Consider the following 15,709-nt stretch of genomic DNA (forward strand, 5'->3'; position numbering starts at 1 on the left):
TAAAATATGTCTAAACCAATTCTTGGAATTATAGGTGGAGGTCAGTTAGGTAGTATGCTTGCTATTGCTGCAAATAAACTAGAAATTAAAACCGTTATTTTTTGTGATGATATTGATGCCCCTGCCCAAAATTTTTCTAATGATTTTGTACACGGTGAATATAATGATCAAAATAAGATTAAAGAGTTTTTGAATAAAGTTGACGTTGTAACCTATGAATTTGAAAATATTCCATATGAAACATTAAATGAAATTAATAAAATAAAACCTGTTTTACCAAAACCTTCTGTAAATAGAATAATTCAACATAGATTAGCAGAAAAAGATTTTATCAATAATTTAAATATAAGAACTACAAGATATGTATCTATTGAAAAAAAATCTGACATGGAATCAGTTGAAGATTTACTGCCAGGTATACTTAAAACTACAACATTAGGATATGATGGTAAAGGACAACACCCCATTAGTAGTTTGGAGAATTTAGATTCAATTGATGTTGATTATTCAAAAGGTTATATTTTAGAAAAGCTTGTTAAACTTAAAAAAGAAATCTCAATAATTATTACTCGTTTTAATAATCAAAAATATGAAATTTATGAACCCATTGAGAATGTACATGAAGATCAAATTTTGAAAAACTCTAAAATTCCAGCAGAGATTAGTGATAAAATATTAGAACAATCAAAACTATGGGCAACTCAAATTTCTGAAGAATTAAAATATGTTGGAACTTTGTGTGTTGAGTTTTTCATTGATAGAAATGATAACCTTTATGTAAATGAAATTGCACCAAGAGTTCATAACTCAGGACACTTAACAATTAACGCATTTAATGTAAGCCAATTTGAAAATCATGTAAGAGCAGTTTGTAAGCTAGATCAGATACCTCTTAAAAAAATATCGAATGCAATGATGACAAATATAATTGGTGATCAAATTAATAATTACAGAAATAAAGAACACGATGAAAATGAATTTTTCTTTGATTATCTTAAAAAAGAAATTAAACAAAAAAGAAAAATGGGACACTTAACAACCCTTCTTAAGTAGATGTTGACCAAATGTTAAAATCAATAGAAGGAAATTTTGATAATCCAGAAGTTCATGAGTTTCTCATCAAGCATTTCATTGAGTTAAGATCTGTATCTCCTGAAGGGAGTGCTCACGTACTTGATATAGCTGGATTAAAAGATCCATCTATTAAATTTTGGAGCCTATGGGAAGAAAATGACTTAATGGGTAGTGGTGCATTAAAATTCCTTGATAAAGAGCACGGTGAATTCAAATCTATAAGGGTTAGTGACAACTTTAGAGGCAATGGAAATGGCACAAAAGTCATAAATCATCTAATTAATGAGGCAAAAAAACTTAATATTAAAAGATTAAGTTTAGAAACTGGTGCTGGTAATTTCTTTTTAACTGCTAGAAAGCTATTTACTAAGTGCGGTTTTGAGCCCTGTGAGCCCTTTTCACACTATAAAAAAGATATCAACTCTATTTATATGACCATGCTAATTAGCAACAAATAAGTCTTTAATTATTCAAATTTTTAAATTTAGTTGACAAAACCTCAATAAATCTAAACAAAGCGTCAATTACTTAATTATAAGTAATAAAAGTAACACAATAAAAAGTAAGAAGATAAATATGAGTCTACAAGGAAAAGTAAAATGGTTCAATCCAACTAAAGGTTTTGGTTTTATTGAAAGAGAAGATAAAGAAAAAGATGTATTCGTTCACGTTTCAGCTGTAAGAGATGCTGGTATGAACGGTTTAGATGAAGGTCAAGCTTTGACTTTTGAAGTTGAAGATGGTCCAAAAGGTCCTTCAGCGGTAAATTTAAAAACTGCATAATATTCACACTTTCTATTGGCTGCGATTTTTTAATTAAGTTAATTTTTTAATTATTTAGCTAAATATTTCAGCCAATACCAGTCAGTTTTTTTAAGAAATTCACTCACTATTATATTAAATTCATCCGGCTTCTCTAAATGAACATTGTGAGAGCATCCCTTAATTATTTTTAAATTACTATTAGGAATATTATCATTCAGGGTTTCTACTTGATTAAAATTATAAGCCTTATCTTGATCTCCCCAAACTATTAATGTTTCATTCTTAATATTTTGTAAATTTTTAACTCCATCCCAATTTTTCATAGCAACTAATCCATTGTCTGCAGCCTCTATAGAAGTTTGTTTTCCAGCTTCTTCACAAAGATAAAAGTATTTAGATTTGTCCTCTTCTACAAACCAAGTTTTTGCTATCCTGTATGCTGTATCCTTTAATCCATTAATTTTTAATTTTTCTCTGGATTGATCAATAGTTTCAAATCGACCAGGAATATTTCCTCTTGGTCCAGTGCCATAACAAATCAATTTATCAATTTGATTTTCTGCTAATCTTGAAATTTCCTGTACTATCATTCCTCCCATAGAATGGCCTAATAAATGAAATCTTTTAATTTCCAATTTCTTTAGGGACTCAAGAATTGACTTGGCCATACAATTAATTGATTCACAGGAATTTACATAATTACTTTTTCCAAAACCTGGTAGCGCTGGAGCAATAACCCTAAAATCATTTTTGAAATGTTCTATTTGTAATTTCCACATGTCCGATGAGCCTAAAAATCCATGGACCAGTACTAAAGGGAAGCCCTTACCAATATCATCAACATATATATCTTGCATAATTTTATAATTAATATTTAAATAATCAATATATATACTTATGGCTGAAAGAAAAATAACTGATTTAAAAAATGTCGATTTTAAACCTTTTGATAATTATGGAAAAGTTATCCCAGGATTAAGTTGGCACAACATTAGTTTTGATAAAAAAAATGGTGGAGGTGGAACCTTTATTTTAAAATATGAGCCTGGTGCAAAAGGTATCCCTCATATTCATACGGGTTATGAAGAGTTTTTAATGATGGAGGGTGAATTAACTGATCCAGATGGTAAAATTTTTAAAAAAGGTGATTTTGTAACTTTCGAACCTGGATCTAAACACTCTTCTTTTAGTAAAAATGGTTGTTTGGTATTAGTTTTTATGAGAGGTATAAATAAAGCAATTTAAAAACTCAAAAAAATAAATCTTTAATAATTACAAATATTATGATCGGAATTTTAGGTGGAATGGGAACACAAGCTGGGCTTGATTTTTGCAACAAACTTGCCATGCTTAATAGAGGCAAGATTGATCAAGAATACCCTCTTTTCATGCTTTACAATAAGTCCAATATACCTGGAAGACCAGAGTCAATTGGTGTTCAAACTAAAAGGTTTACAGACCTTCCTAGAAATTTAAAAAATAATTTAAAATATAATAAAGTTCTTAAAAGCTTACTTGAAGGTTGCAGATCACTCGAGAAAAGTGGTTGTAAATTTATTGTCATACCCTGTAATACGGCTCATTATTGGTATGAAGATTTAAAAAAAAAATAAGAATTCCCATCATAAATATGCCTAAAGAAGTTTTTTTACATACTAAAAAAATTTATAAAAAGAATTCAAAGATTGGACTTCTTGCTACAGAAGGAACGTTAAAAACAAAGATATATGAAAAACTATTTAAAAATAACTATAAATTAATTACACCTATCCATGATTTACAAATTAAATCAGTCAATAAAACAATCAAGCATGTCAAAATGGGGAACATAAAACTAGCTGAAAAATCTATTAAACCAGCTATTAATTATTTAATTAAAAATAATTGTAAGAAAATTATATTGGGTTGTACAGAGCTACCTATAGCTATCTTTGCCTTTAAATCATTGAAAAATGTAAAAATGTCAAAACTATATTTAGACCCAAATTTAATATTAGCCAATGCAGCTATGGCAAAATATAAAAAATAAAAGATGCTTCCTAAAGTCAAAAAACCTTATGTTATTTATTTAGCTGAAGTTATTTATAAAGATATAGCTGATATTAGAAAAAATAATCTAGATATTTCTAACATAGATGCCATTGAGGGTTTTATAGGCACAAAAAAATATGAAGAAATAAGCAGTGGTAAGTTTCATGATGATTGGTTTGAATATTTAAAAAATAACAAATTTATTGATAAGGATAGTGGAGAGAAGATACCAGATGAAACTATTAAACTTTTAAACGTACAAAAGGATGCCACAGTAAAACAGCTAATAAAGTATCCAGAGCTATATTATGCTAAAAGTTCTTTTCCACTTGAAATATCTCAGCGTGCTTTTGATTTTTTATGGAGAATGTGCGAAAGTTATGAGCTGTGGTGTAAAGAAACTGGGCAATCAGAACAACTTTTATTGGGCATTACTGATTAGCTAATTGAATAATTTTACTTGTTTTTTCTATTCTACTTTTTACTAATGCAAAAAACTCTTCATGGTTTTCTTCTTCCTCAACTTTTATTTTGTTATCATCTATAAAGCTTTTAATATTTTCAGTAGTTGACTTTCCTGTAATTTTTTTAACTGCTTGATTAGATCCATATGAGAGACCAGCTTGAAAGACGTTGCCAGTACTAGTTAATGTGTATGCAGGTCCTAATAAAGCTGCACTTTGCACACAACCATTAAGAAAAAATAGCAAAAACAATCCAGCAATTATCTTTTTTAAAATCATTATACTCCTTCTTAATCCTAAGTATTTATAAGTACAACTCAAGAGAGAAAGTGTTCATTTTGGATATTAATCTCTAATATTGATATAAAATATGACCTATAACCTCGATATGGTTAAAATTTTTCCATTCATTTTTATTATTTTGTGGTCTTCAGCCTTTGTGACTACAAAACCAATAATAGACAATAGTGATCCTTTTGCTGCATTAGCCTTTAGATTTTTTATTGTAGCTTTTGGTTTCTTTATTTTTTCAATTTATGCAAAACAAAAAATTTTAACCAATACTAGAAATCTTTTTCAATCACTTTTTAGTGGCGTGCTTTTTCATGGTGTTTATTTGGGAGGTGTTTTTTATTCAGTTTCAATAGGAATGCCAACAGGTATTGCTGCATTAATTGTAACCTTGCAGCCAATTTTAACTAATGCTTTAGCAGGAAAATTCTTGGGTGAAAAAGTTACTTTCAAACAATGGATTGGGGTGGTCCTTGGATTTATTGGTGCTGCTTTAGTTTTGGGTTTTGATATTGGATCAAGCCTTCCTGTGCTTGGAGTGATAGCTTCTTTTATTGCTCTGTTAGCTATTACAACTTCTACCTTGTGGCAAAAAAAGATAAGTAATAATTTACCTTTATCAGTTAGCAATATGTATCAAGCAATGGGTGGCTGTTTTTTTCATATAGTAGTTATTTTTATTTTTAGTGAACCTTATATTAATTTTACATCCACATTCTTAATAGCAATGAGTCATCAGATATTTCTTGTATCTTTTGGAGCATTCACAATCTTGATGTATTTAATAAAAAATAACTCTGCAAGTAAAACTGTTTCTATATTTTTTTTAATACCACCAACTACAGCTATAATGGCTTGGTTGTTTTTAAATGAAAAATTAAACAATCTAGACCTAATAGGTTTCGCTGTAGCAACTCTTGGAGTTTATATTGCAACTAGAAAACAATAAATTTTAAATACCTTTGTAGCCAAACTCTAAGCATGCATCAGTAATAGAATGATAAAAAGATTCTCCAAAACTTCTTAAAGTGAATATTCTAACTTTGTCTGGATTATCATCAAGCATGTCAATTGTGACCGACATTCCGTTATAAGTTGAATTTAGACAAATATCTTTTTTTAATTCGTTAAAATTAAAGGGACATCCCTTTTTTAATATCTCTTTTGTATTTTTTCCCTCTATTTGAATTATCACCCTACTATGAGATACATTTGTTATGGCAAAATCTGCTTCTACTAGTTTTTCATTAATTTCTTTTAAAATTTTTTTTTTTGAAGAAAATAAAAGCCAGTTATTTGGGCCATTCCATAAAATTCTTGTATTAGTGTTGCAGTTTATGTTTAGGGGTTCATTTTTTAAGCTCAGATTATCTATCTTGATACTTTCAATGGCTGTTAAGGAACTCTTATATTTAACTATTTGAATGATTAAAAAATTTTTTAGTTCACTTACTTTTAGCAGCTCGTCATCATTTTTTCCCTCATGGTCACCAAATAACCCTTTGTTATGGGTGACATTTAAAGCAGAAATTGAACTCATGATCTCACCCTTTCACCCTTTGGATCTACGTAGTGTGATGAAACTATCTCTACAGGTATTGTTTTGTTTTTTAGAGGTGACATTGCAAATAGTTTTTGCCCTATCATATTTTTTCCATCCTTAAGAATTGCTAATGAAAATGGATTATCATATTCAACACTCCAACAAGATGCAGATATATATCCTAATTTAGGGTTTGGTATCGGAGCATTTGAGTCTTTAACTAAATGTGATCCTTCAGGAATACTTGTTTTCTTATCAATTGGAACAACACCTACTACTTTTTGTCTATCTTCTGCTATGAATGCTTCTCTATCTAAAGAACGTTTTCCTATAAAGTCTTTCTTTTTACTAACCAATCCTTCTAAAGAATTATCATATGGAATGGTTCTGCCATCTAGTTCTGATCCTGCTATGTGACCCATTTCAATTCTTAGAGTTGATAATGCTTCAGTGCCGTAGGGCTGAATTTTAAATTCTTGCCCTACTTCCATTATTTTCTCCCACATAAAGTGTCCATTGTCAGATTCAACATTCACTTCATAAGCAAGTTCTCCTGAAAATGAAATTCTAAAAATTCGTGCATGTACTCCAAATAAGTCAGCTTCTTTATATCCCATAAAAGGTAAGCCTTCGTTAGAAGCGTCAATATTTGGAAATAGCTTTTGTAATAAATCTCTAGATTTTGGACCTGCGATTGCTGCTCCAGCCCATTGCTCTGTTGTTGATACTACATTTACATTTAGCTCTGGCCATACAAGTTGTAAATAATATTCTAGATGAGATAAAACATTTGCTGCTTGAGCCGTTGTTGTTGTCATATGGTAATGGTTTTCAGAAATTCTTGTTGTTGTTCCATCATCCATAACAATTCCATCTTCTCTTAACATTACACCGTATCTTGCTTTACCAATTGGCAACTTTAACCAAGCATTAGTGTAAACACGATTTAGTAGTTCTGCAGCATCAGGTCCTTTAATATCAATTTTGCCCAAAGTAGTTACATCACAAACTCCTACATTTGTTCTAACATTTTTAGCTTCTCTTTTTGAACCTTCAAATAAAGTTTCTTCTCCAATTTTGTAATATCTTGGTCTTAACCAAACACCCGCATCTACAAACATTGCATTGTTTTTTTTATGCCAATTGTGCATCGGTGATTTTCTTGTTGGTTTAGAATGTTTTCCAATTTCTCTTCCAACAATCGCACCAATAGTAACTGGCGTATAAGGAGGTCTAAAAGTTGTGTGACCTACTTCTGGTACTATTTTGTTTTCTATATTGGATACTAGTTGCAAACCATTGAGATTACTTGTTTTTCCTTGGTCAGTAGCCATTCCTAGTGTCGTGTATCTTTTTACGTGTTCAATAGATCGATAGCCTTCTTTTAGTGCAATTTCTATATCAGAAACTGCTACATCATTTTGAAAATCTAAAAATCTTTTATATGTTTTTCCTTTAGGCAAAGGTACACACCAAAATTTATCGTGAGTAGTTGATTTTTTTTCCATAACTATTGGCGATGATGTTTTATTGTAATTATTGGTTATTTTTTTTGAAAGTTCATATCCACTATCAAATGAATTTTTTAAAGTTTCTTCTAACGTAAAAGTTCCATTTGCTGCACCCAAAGTTGTTTCATTTTGTTTTGATAGTCCTGGCACAAATGCATCTATATCTTTATTAAAGGTAGTTTTATTTCCTGATTGAGAAGCTAAGTGAATTGTTGGCGTCCAAAAGCCTGAAACACAAATACAATCACAATTAATAGTTTCTAAAGTTCCTAATTCTTTTTTATCATCTGAAATTTTGGCAACTTCTGCAGATTTAACTTTTTTATAACCTTTAGCTGCAACAACTACGTAAGAAAATTTAATTTGAATATCTAATTTTTTTGCTTCATCTATGATTTCTGACTTAGGTTCTTTTCTTGTATCTAAAATAATAGGATCAACACCATTTTTTTTAAATTCTATAGCCGTTTCATATCCACTATCATTATTTGTAAATATTAAAGGTTTTTTACCAACTAAAACTCCATAGACTTTTAAATATTCTTTTGCTGCAGAAGACAACATCACACCTGGTGTGTCATTGTTCCCAAATACTAAAGGTCTTTCAATTGATCCTGATGAGATTAAAACTTCTTTAGCTCTAATATACCAAAGTCTTTGTTTTGGATTATATTTTTTAGTTTTAGGTAGGTGATCACTTAATTTTTCTGACATCACTAACATATTATGATCGTAGTAACCAAATACTTGAGATCTATTCTTAACAATAACATTGGGCATTTCTTTAAGTTTAGAAATAATATTTTCTGCCCATTCTTTTCCTGTTTGATTTCCAATATTAACTTCACTCGTTAATAAAGTTCCACCAAATCTAGGTTTGTCTTCTGCTAAAATTACTCTTGCACCATTTTTAGCAGCAGCATATGCGCTTGCTAAACCAGAAGGTCCTGAACCTGCAATTAATAAATCACAATACTCATATTTGTGCTCATATCTTTCTTTATCATGTTTAGTTGATGCAACTCCAAGTCCAGCAGCTTTTCTTATAAATGGTTCATAAACTTTGTACCAAAAACTTTTTGGCCACATAAAAGTCTTGTAATAAAATCCTGCTGGAAGAAATATCTTTAAAAAATTGTTAATTGCTCCAATATCAAAATTTACACTAGGCCAACAATTAACGCTTGTTGCTTCCAAGCCTTCAAAGAGTTCTTGTTCTGTAGTTTTTACATTTGGCTCAGTTTCATTATTTCTGTATAATTGAACAATTGCGTATGGTTCGTCCACTCCTGCACCAAAAAAGCCTCTAGGTCTATGATATTTAAAGCTTCTTCCAATTAAATGAACTCCATTAGCAAGTAATGCTGATGCTAAGGTGTCACCCTCATAACCAAAGTAAGTTACTCCATTAAATTTAAACGAGATTTTCTTATCTCTATTTATTAATCCAATATTATCTAGTCTATAATTTTGAGTCATTTTAAATATCTTCGTTAGCTTTAGCTGTTTTAAATATTTCGTGAGTAGCAGTATCTCTTTCTACTTTAATCCACTGTCTGCATCCTGATATATGTTGCCATAACTCTTTGTGTTTTCCTCTTAAGCTTTTTCTATTATAGACAAAGTTATCCCAATCTTGATCAGAAACTTCCTTATTAAGTTCTGGTCTTTTAACGGTTGCATCACCACCATATGAAAATTCATTTTGAGATCTCATTCCACAATGAGGGCATTTAATATGCAACATTTATGAGATCCATGTTTTGGTTCCAAGTCCTTTTTCATCTAGTAAGTGACCTGTATTAAATCTACTTAGGCTATAACCTTCATTTAATTTATGAACTCTATCTTGAGCAATTGTATGTGCAAATGTCCAGCCTGAAGCTGGAGTTGCTTTGAACCCACCATAACACCATCCACAGTTTAAATATAATCCTTCAATATGAGTTTTATCTATTATGGGTGAACCATCCATAGACATATCCATAATCCCACCCCAAGTTCTAAGCATTTTTAATTTACTGAGAAATGGCATCATTGCAATTCCTTCTGTTAGTACATGCTGGAGTGTAGGTAGGTTTCCTCTTTGAGCATAACTATTGTATCCATCTAGATCACCTCCCATTACCATTTCACCTTTATCAGATTGACTAATATAAAAATGTCCTGCCCCAAAAGTAACCACACTATCTAATACGGGCTTTACAGGTTCTGTAACACACGCCTGAAGAAGATGGGTTTCTATTGGTATTGTCATATTTAGTTTTTCAGCTAAAATATTTGTGCTACCTGCAACACATAAACCAATTTTTTTAACTTTTATGTCTCCTCGTGAAGTTCTCACTCCTTGAATTTTTCCACCTACAACATCAAAGCCTGTTACTTCACAATTTTGTATTATATCCACCCCCATTGAGTCTGCTTGACGTGCATAGCCCCAAGCCACAGCATCATGTCTTGCTGTTCCTGCACTTGGCTGCATTAATCCACCAAATATAGGAAATCTTACATTGTCTGAAAAATCTGCCATTGGAATAATTTCTTTTACCTCTTCTCTTTTTAAAAGAACTGCATCAATACCATTTAAGCGCATTGAGTTTCCTCTTCTTGCAAAAATATTCATTTGAGCGTCTGAGTGTGCAAGGTTAATTATTCCTCTTGGAGAAAACATCACGTTATAATTTAAGTCCTGACTCATCTTTCTCCAAAGATCCATTCCAAACTCACTAAACAATGCATTATCATCGTGCATATAATTTGATCTTATGATTGTAGTATTTCTTCCCATATTTCCACCTCCAAGCCATCCTTTTTCAATGATAGCTACATTCGTAATATTATGTTCTTTTGCGAGATAATATGCAGTAGCTAGGCCATGGCCTCCACCACCAATTATGACAACATCATACTCTTTTTTTGGAGTAGCATCTTTCCAGGCTAAATCCCATTTTTGATGACCGGAGAAAGCATTTTTGATCAAATTAAATATAGAATATTTTTGCATAAATTAATTTTATACAAACAAATATAAATAGTTCTTATTTTTTTTATATATATTTTTTAGAAGTTTCCAAAAAATTAAAATAGGATATCAATTGAGCTTTAAAAAATAAATCTTATAGGAGTTTCAAATGAGCGAAGTTAAGTCAGACATTCAAATAGCTAGAGAAGCTAAAATGCAACCTATAAATGATATTTTAGCCAAGATAAATGTACCAGATGAAAGCTCAGCTTTTAGTCCAATGGGAAGACACATTGCAAAGATTAATTTAGAATATTTAGATACTTTAAAAGATAAACCAAATGGAAAACTTATACTAGTTACAGCGATCACTCCTACTCCAGCTGGTGAGGGTAAAACTACAACTTCAGTTGGTTTAAATGACGGATTAAATAAAATTGGAAAAAAATCGATTGTTTGTTTAAGAGAACCAAGCCTTGGGCCTTCTTTTGGAATGAAAGGTGGAGCAGCAGGTGGTGGTTATGCTCAGGTAGTTCCAATGGAACAAATTAATTTACATTTTACTGGAGATTTTCACGCAATAACATCAGCTCATAATTTGTTGTCAGCATTAATCGATAATCATATCTATTGGGGAAATAAATTAGATATTGATGTTAGAAGAATTGTTTGGAAAAGAGTGATGGATATGAACGATCGTTCTTTAAGATCTATAAATATAAACTTAGGTGGAGTTGCAAATGGTTTTCCAAGAGAAGATGGTTTTGATATAACTGTTGCATCTGAAATCATGGCAATCTTTTGCTTATCAAATGATTTAGAAGATTTAGAAAAGAGAATAGGAAATATTACAATTGCCTATACTAGAGATAAAAAACCAGTTTACGCTAAAGACTTAAAAGCACACGGTCCAATGACTGTATTATTAAAAGATGCAATTAGACCTAATGTTACTCAAACTTTAGAAAACAATCCTGCAATTATTCATGGTGGACCTTTTGCTAATATTGCACATGGTTGTAATTCTGTAATTGCAACAAAGACTGGGCTAAAACTTGCTGACTATGTTGTAACAGAAGCAGGATTCGGTGCAGACCTTGGTGCAGAAAAATTTCTTGATATTAAATGTAGAAAATCAGATTTAAAACCTAGCTGCGTTGTAATTGTTGCAACTATTAGAGCTTTAAAAATGCACGGTGGTGTAGCAAAAGATGATCTTAAAACAGAAAATGTAGAAGCTTTAAAAAAAGGTTTAGTTAATCTTCAAAGACATGTGGAAAATGTTAAAAAATTTGGTTTACCGGTTGCAGTAGCTGTTAATCATTTTATTAAAGATACAGATAGTGAAGTAAAGGCTTTAATAGAATTTTGTGACACTATTGGTGTTAAAGCAAGTCTCTGTACCCACTGGGCAAATGGTGGTGAAGGTACGAAAGAGCTTGCAAACCATGTTGCTGAATTATGTGAGAAAAACGAAGATAAATTCAAATTTTTATATGAGAGCAAAACTCCTCTATTTAAAAAAATAGAAACAATTGCAAAAGAAATTTATAGAGCAGATGAGGTTATTGCTGATACTAAAATTAGAGATCAATTAAAAAGCTTTGAAAATGAGGGTTATGGAGATTTCCCAATTTGTATTGCAAAAACACAATACAGCTTTTCAACAGACCCAAGCTTAAAAGGCGCACCAACAGATCATGCTTTGCCAATTAGAGAAATTAAACTCTCTTCAGGAGCAGAGTTTATTGTTGTGATATGTGGTGCTGTTATGACTATGCCTGGACTACCAAGAATTCCTGCAGCAGACTCTATTAAGCTAAATAAAGATGGTGAAATTGAAGGTCTATTTTAAAAATTAGTTCTTTATATAATTTAGCCAATTTCTAACTTCACATGTTCTATCATTGAAATTCAATAATTCATTTTCAGATTTTATATATGAGACATGGTTTTCATACTCTTCTTCAGTTAAAAAATTTTTATTTACAAATAATCGCTCTTTACGACCATTAATAAGATTAAGCATCTGAAAATATTCATAATCAGGATGATATTGTAAGCCGATAATTTCTGAGCTTCCTGCATTAAAGCTAACACCCATTACATTGTTAACTTTGTCACTTGATAAAAGAGTAGTATTTTTTGGTAATTCACTTACTTCATCAAAATTGAATGCTGGTGAGGTAAAAACTTTTTTTTTATCTTTGTATATGAAGTGTTTTTCACCTTCATTGTTAATAATTACATCTGATGCAATTCCAATATGAGCGCCATTTTTTCCAGGATTTACTTTACCCCCAGCTGCTGTTGAGCAGACTTGTAATCCCCAACAAATTGCTAAAATCTTATTTTTATGATTAAAGCAATTAGATGCAAAATTGATATGTTTCTTAATGACATCCGTCATATCATTTATTCTCATTGCACCACCAGTAAACACAATGCCATTATATTTACTCATATTTTTTAGAGCATTCGTTGTCTCATCATCATGACCAGGATTTATGATTTCTGTATTTATTAATGGTTCTATCTTTAAAATTAAATTTTTTAGATTATCTGCTGCAGAGCTTCCAGCTGCTTTAATAAAAAACTCACTATCTTCTCTAATATTTCCCTCAATAATTAAAATATTCAAATTACTCATTTAAACAATTCTCCACACATACTATGCTGATACATTATCTTCATATCATTTTCTGTTAATTTTTTTGGATTTCCTCCAGTAGATGGATCTGCTAAGGCCATTTTTGACAATCTATCAATATCAAAATCCTTTTCATCAATCACTTCTGATAATTTGTGAGGCATATCTAGTTTTTTTCTTAAATCTAAAACCCAGTTAACAAAACCATCAAAAGATCTATCTTTAAGCTCTAAATAATCACAAATCTTTATTGTTTTTTTTTCAATTACATCTTTATTAAAAGTTAATACGTAAGGCATGAATATTGCATTGGATAAACCATGATGAATATTATTTAAAGCATTTACTGGATGACTTAATGAATGAATTGCCCCCAAGCCTTTTTGAAATGCTGTTGACCCCATACTGGCTGCTGTTAACATATTTTGTCGTGCTTCAATATTTGATCCATTGTTAACTGCTTCCAATAACCATTCATTAATTAATCTCATGCCCTCTAAAGCAATTCCATCAGCCATTGGGTGATATCCTGGAGCACAATATGCTTCTAGGTTATGAGCTAGTGCATCCATACCAGTTGCAGCTGTAATCTTTGCAGGTAAACTAAGTGTTAATACCGGATCTAAAATAACTATTGAAGGTAAAAATTTAGGATGAAAAATTATATTTTTTACACCGGTTTCTTCATTTAAAATTACAGATGCTCGTCCTGTTTCTGATCCTGTTCCAGCAGTTGTTGGTACAGCAATTATTGGTGCAATTTTGTCAGAGTTTGCTTTAGTCCAATTATCACCAACATCTTCAAAATCCCAAATAGGTAAGGTTTGACCTGACATAAATGCAATAGCTTTACCAACATCTAGGCTACTACCACCTCCAAAAGCTATTACTCCATCACAATTATTTTTATTATAACAATCAGCACCCTCTATTACATTGGTGCCAGTTGGATTACCCACAACATCTGAATATAATTTAGCTGAAATACCACTTTCTTTTAGATCGTTTAAAACATTGATTACAATTTTTGATTTAGCAAGACCACTATCGGTTACTAACAGTGGTTTATTAATGTTTAAAGTTTTGCAAGCAATACTTAGATCTTTAATTCTATCTTTTCCAACCCACATAGTTGTCGGATAATTCCAATTTGACTTCATTTAAGGGTCTCTTTTTAATTTTTATTTTTTTTAATTTCTTCTTCACAAAATTTTTTAGCTTCTTCAAGGTCTGTAATTTTTGATTTGGATAATTTTTGACTTCCAGCTAGGCAGGCATCAACAGCTCTTTTTAAATTATAATCACTAAAATTTAGAATAACCAACATTCCAAGCACTATAAAAACAAATATTAATATATTTTTTACCATTGAATTTCTAATTTCTTATTTTCACATATAGTGTTTAGCATACTAAACATTAATGGAAAATGTTTAGAATTAAGATCTTGTAAAATTTTAGGTCCAATTTCTAATGCAAGTTGCGCACCCTCTACTGTAATATTTTTCATAAATTTTTCTTTAGCTTCTTTATATAAATATCCTTCACCTAAATATTTTCCCATCAAGCTATTTCTTCCCCCTATTGCACTTACATATAAATCACCTAAACCAGCTAAGCCATAAACAGTTTCTGCTCTTCCTCCATAGAAAGAAACAAATTCAACCATTTCAGAAATTGATCTATGAATTAATGAGGCTGATGTATTTAAATAATATTTAGATTGAATTTCCTTAGGTGCTTTTGAATTACTTAATCCTTCAGAAGCTCCAATTAACATTGAATAAATATTTTTAATTGCACCTGATAATTCGATGCCAGTTAAATCATCTGATACTTCTGTTGAATAATAATTTGTTGATATAATTTTTTTTAATTTTTCTGTTTCTTTAATATCTGGGTTTGCAATAACTGTTCCTGTTCTCATTTTATATGCAAGACCTACCGCTAAACAAGGTCCTTTGATTGCTGAAATGTTTACTTCTCCATGACCTTTTTCCTTGAGAAGTTTTTTAATTTTATCTGAAAGTGTTATTAATTCATTACCCTCTATGGCTAAACCTTTTGTTAATAAAATAATGGGAGTATTTTTCTTATAATTTTTTGATATTTGATTAACAAACCATTCAATTCCTACTGAGCTAACTCCAGCAACAATTATATCTACCTCACCTTCAAGTATGGATTGTAATTTTTCAAATTTTTCTACCTTTAATTTTGATGGTAATTCAATATTTAAGGCTGGATGGAAATTATTATTTAATTGAATCTTATTTATTAAATCATCCTCAAGATGAGTACCGATGAGCGTTACGTCATTTTTATTTTCTAAACATGGTACAGCAAATGCTGACCCCATTGCTCCAGCACCAATAATAATAATTTTTTTCATAATACCGTATTTTTTTATATTAATTTT

General features: G+C 30.7%; 17 protein-coding genes and 1 pseudogene. 8 read left to right on the top strand and 10 right to left on the bottom strand.

The features are described from left to right. Positions 1-6: 6 nt before the first annotated feature. The 3 genes from AC5YGC_RS04920 to AC5YGC_RS04930 all read left to right on the top strand — a co-directional run bounded on the left by AC5YGC_RS04920 (position 7) and on the right by AC5YGC_RS04930 (position 1,857). Entirely contained in the window at positions 7-1,053 is a 1,047-nt protein-coding gene (locus AC5YGC_RS04920) for a 5-(carboxyamino)imidazole ribonucleotide synthase (protein WP_496139137.1), read from the top strand. A gap of 11 nt (positions 1,054-1,064) precedes the next feature. After that, positions 1,065-1,532 (top strand): GNAT family N-acetyltransferase, encoded by a 468-nt coding sequence (locus AC5YGC_RS04925; protein ID WP_496139138.1) that lies wholly within the window; start codon positions 1,065-1,067, stop codon positions 1,530-1,532. 118 nt (positions 1,533-1,650) lie between these two features. Further along, entirely contained in the window at positions 1,651-1,857 is a 207-nt protein-coding gene (locus AC5YGC_RS04930) for a cold-shock protein (protein WP_006998008.1), read from the top strand. A gap of 50 nt (positions 1,858-1,907) precedes the next feature. Here AC5YGC_RS04930 and AC5YGC_RS04935 read toward each other — a convergent pair whose 3' ends face one another. Continuing rightward, positions 1,908-2,696, bottom strand: a complete 789-nt coding sequence (locus tag AC5YGC_RS04935; protein ID WP_496139139.1) for an alpha/beta fold hydrolase — start codon at positions 2,694-2,696, stop codon at positions 1,908-1,910. Positions 2,697-2,736: 40 nt separating this feature from the next. On the opposite strand from AC5YGC_RS04935, the gene AC5YGC_RS04940 reads away from it, so the two are divergent. The 3 genes and pseudogenes from AC5YGC_RS04940 (at position 2,737) to AC5YGC_RS04950 (ending at position 4,312) form a co-directional block, all read left to right on the top strand. Then, on the top strand, positions 2,737-3,084 hold the full coding sequence (locus AC5YGC_RS04940) for a cupin domain-containing protein (RefSeq protein WP_496139140.1): 348 nt from the start codon (positions 2,737-2,739) through the stop codon (positions 3,082-3,084). Positions 3,085-3,185: 101 nt separating this feature from the next. Continuing rightward, positions 3,186-3,868: pseudogene (locus AC5YGC_RS04945) on the top strand (aspartate/glutamate racemase family protein). A gap of 3 nt (positions 3,869-3,871) precedes the next feature. Beyond that, the gene (locus AC5YGC_RS04950) at positions 3,872-4,312 is read left to right on the top strand and encodes a hypothetical protein (RefSeq protein ID WP_496139141.1); all 441 of its coding nucleotides are present in this window, start codon (positions 3,872-3,874) and stop codon (positions 4,310-4,312) included. On the opposite strand, the gene AC5YGC_RS04955 is transcribed toward AC5YGC_RS04950, so the two are convergent. Further along, complete coding sequence (locus AC5YGC_RS04955; protein WP_415290002.1) at positions 4,302-4,613, bottom strand: hypothetical protein; 312 nt, start codon at positions 4,611-4,613, stop codon at positions 4,302-4,304. The genes AC5YGC_RS04950 and AC5YGC_RS04955 overlap by 11 nt on opposite strands. A 109-nt stretch (positions 4,614-4,722) precedes the next feature. On the opposite strand from AC5YGC_RS04955, the gene AC5YGC_RS04960 reads away from it, so the two are divergent. After that, positions 4,723-5,574, top strand: a complete 852-nt coding sequence (locus AC5YGC_RS04960) for an EamA family transporter (protein ID WP_496139142.1) — start codon at positions 4,723-4,725, stop codon at positions 5,572-5,574. Between the two features lie 3 nt (positions 5,575-5,577). Here the strand turns inward: AC5YGC_RS04960 and AC5YGC_RS04965 are convergent, their stop codons facing one another. Genes AC5YGC_RS04965 through AC5YGC_RS04980 form a run of 4 tightly spaced genes read right to left on the bottom strand, consistent with a single transcriptional unit; the run spans position 5,578 to position 10,683 of the window. Next, on the bottom strand, positions 5,578-6,165 hold the full coding sequence (locus tag AC5YGC_RS04965) for a sarcosine oxidase (RefSeq protein WP_496139143.1): 588 nt from the start codon (positions 6,163-6,165) through the stop codon (positions 5,578-5,580). Continuing rightward, positions 6,162-9,158 (bottom strand): sarcosine oxidase subunit alpha family protein, encoded by a 2,997-nt coding sequence (locus tag AC5YGC_RS04970; protein ID WP_496139144.1) that lies wholly within the window; start codon positions 9,156-9,158, stop codon positions 6,162-6,164. The genes AC5YGC_RS04965 and AC5YGC_RS04970 overlap by 4 nt, the downstream gene beginning before the upstream one ends. A gap of 1 nt (position 9,159) precedes the next feature. Continuing rightward, complete coding sequence (locus tag AC5YGC_RS04975) at positions 9,160-9,426, bottom strand: sarcosine oxidase subunit delta (RefSeq protein ID WP_168607344.1); 267 nt, start codon at positions 9,424-9,426, stop codon at positions 9,160-9,162. Then, entirely contained in the window at positions 9,427-10,683 is a 1,257-nt protein-coding gene (locus AC5YGC_RS04980; RefSeq protein ID WP_496139145.1) for a sarcosine oxidase subunit beta family protein, read from the bottom strand. 127 nt (positions 10,684-10,810) lie between these two features. On the opposite strand from AC5YGC_RS04980, the gene AC5YGC_RS04985 reads away from it, so the two are divergent. Continuing rightward, positions 10,811-12,496 (top strand): formate--tetrahydrofolate ligase, encoded by a 1,686-nt coding sequence (locus tag AC5YGC_RS04985; protein WP_496139146.1) that lies wholly within the window; start codon positions 10,811-10,813, stop codon positions 12,494-12,496. 3 nt (positions 12,497-12,499) lie between these two features. Here AC5YGC_RS04985 and AC5YGC_RS04990 read toward each other — a convergent pair whose 3' ends face one another. The 4 genes from AC5YGC_RS04990 to AC5YGC_RS05005 are packed head-to-tail and all read right to left on the bottom strand — an operon-like array spanning position 12,500 to position 15,682. Beyond that, positions 12,500-13,291, bottom strand: a complete 792-nt coding sequence (locus AC5YGC_RS04990) for a glutamine amidotransferase-related protein (protein ID WP_496139147.1) — start codon at positions 13,289-13,291, stop codon at positions 12,500-12,502. After that, positions 13,288-14,451: an iron-containing alcohol dehydrogenase gene (locus tag AC5YGC_RS04995; RefSeq protein ID WP_496139148.1), complete on the bottom strand. Its 1,164-nt coding sequence runs from the start codon at positions 14,449-14,451 to the stop codon at positions 13,288-13,290. The genes AC5YGC_RS04990 and AC5YGC_RS04995 overlap by 4 nt, the downstream gene beginning before the upstream one ends. 14 nt (positions 14,452-14,465) lie before the next feature. Further along, positions 14,466-14,660: a hypothetical protein gene (locus AC5YGC_RS05000; protein ID WP_496139149.1), complete on the bottom strand. Its 195-nt coding sequence runs from the start codon at positions 14,658-14,660 to the stop codon at positions 14,466-14,468. Then, positions 14,654-15,682 carry a 2-dehydropantoate 2-reductase N-terminal domain-containing protein gene (locus tag AC5YGC_RS05005; protein WP_496139150.1) on the bottom strand — a complete coding sequence of 343 codons (1,029 nt, stop codon included), beginning with the start codon at positions 15,680-15,682 and terminating at the stop codon, positions 14,654-14,656. Before AC5YGC_RS05005 ends, AC5YGC_RS05000 begins: the two co-directional genes overlap by 7 nt. Positions 15,683-15,709: the final 27 nt, after the last annotated feature.

The organism is Candidatus Pelagibacter sp. uisw_138 (genome assembly GCF_059512485.2).